Origin of the sequence: Streptomyces rugosispiralis, assembly GCF_024505145.1 — a bacterium.
GTDB classification, from domain to species: Bacteria; Actinomycetota; Actinomycetes; order Streptomycetales; family Streptomycetaceae; genus Streptomyces; species Streptomyces rugosispiralis.
Window position 1 is genome coordinate 1 of the sequence record NZ_JANIAA010000154.1, and the last position, 1,468, is coordinate 1,468.

The 1,468-nt window shown below is 71.3% G+C and carries 1 protein-coding gene; it reads right to left on the reverse strand.

Annotated elements, in window-relative coordinates; all coding sequences use genetic code 11:
* Positions 1-1,468: acyltransferase domain-containing protein (locus NP777_RS46800; RefSeq protein WP_256656308.1), on the reverse strand; the 1,468-nt coding region annotated here is incomplete at both ends.

The window sequence follows — 1,468 nt, forward strand, 5'->3', positions numbered from 1 at the left end:
GGCACCGCCCAGCGTGGCGTCCGACGCCGCCGGGGCCTCCTCCCACCAGTACCGGGAGCGCTGGAAGGCATAGGTCGGCAGCTCGACCCGCCGGGCCCCGGTGCCCTCGAAGTAGCCGCCCCAGTCCGGGGACTGGCCCCGGACCTGCAGCAGGGCGAGCGCGGCGGTCACCGATTCGGCCTCGGCACGGTCCTTCCGCAGCGTGGCGGCGAACGCGGCGTCGGACGCGGAGTCGGTCACGCACTCCTGCGCCATCGCGGAGAGAACGCCGTCGGGGCCAAGCTCGACGAAGGTCGTCACACCCTCCGCTTCCAGCGTCCGCACACCGTCGAGGAAGCGCACGGCCTCGCGGACGTGGCGCACCCAGAAGTCCGGGCTGGTGATCTCCTCGGCGGAGACGACGTTCCCGGTGAGATTGGAGACGATCGGGATACGCGGAGCCTCGTACGACAGCCCCTCCGCGACCTCGCGGAACGCGTCCAACATCCCGTCCATGCGGGGCGAGTGGAACGCATGGCTGACCGTGAGCCGCTTGGTCTTACGACCCCGCGCCTCAAAACCGGAAGCGATCGCGACAGCCGCGTCCTCATCACCCGCGATGACCACCGACGACGGGCCGTTGAGGGCGGCTATCGAGACGCGCTCGGTCAGCAGCGGCGCCACCTCGTCCTCCGACGCCTGGACGGCAACCATCGCGCCACCGGCCGGAAGCTCCTGCATCAGACGGCCACGAGCCGCCACCAACTTCGCCGCGTCCGCGAGTGAGAGCACACCCGCCACATGCGCGGCGGCCAGCTCACCGATCGAATGCCCGGAGAGGAAGTCCGCCTTCAGACCCCACGCCTCGACCAGCCGGAACAACGCCACCTCGACCGCGAACAACGCGGGCTGAGTGAACCCCGTCCGGTCCAGGGCGGAGGCGTCATCCCCGAACAGCACCTCCCGCAGCGGCCGCTCAAGGTACAGATCCAGATGCGCACACACCTCATCCAGCGCATCCGCGAACACCGGGAAGGCACCGTAAAGCTCACGACCCATGCCGAGCCGCTGGCTGCCCTGTCCCGTGAACAGGAACGCCACCTTGCCCTCGGCGACCGTCCCCTCGACCACATCCGGTACGGACTCGCCCCGGGCCAGCGCGTCCAGGCCCGCCAGGAACGTCTCGCGGTCCGTGGTGACGAGGGCGGCGCGCCGCTCAAGTGCGGCGCGGCTGGTGGCGAGCGAGAACGCGAGGTCGGTCGCGCTCAGTTCGGGGTGGGTACGGAGATGGGTGGCCAGCTGTGCGGCCTGGGCGTGCAGCGCCTGCCCGTCCTTCGCCGACAGCAGCCACGGCAGCACGGTCAGCTCACGCGGCGCGGGCTGCTCGGGCGGGGCGGCCGGAAGGGCCGGAACAGCCGGGGCCTGCTCGATGATGGTGTGCGCGTTGGTACCGCTGAGCCCGAAGGACGACACGCCCGCGCGGCGCGGG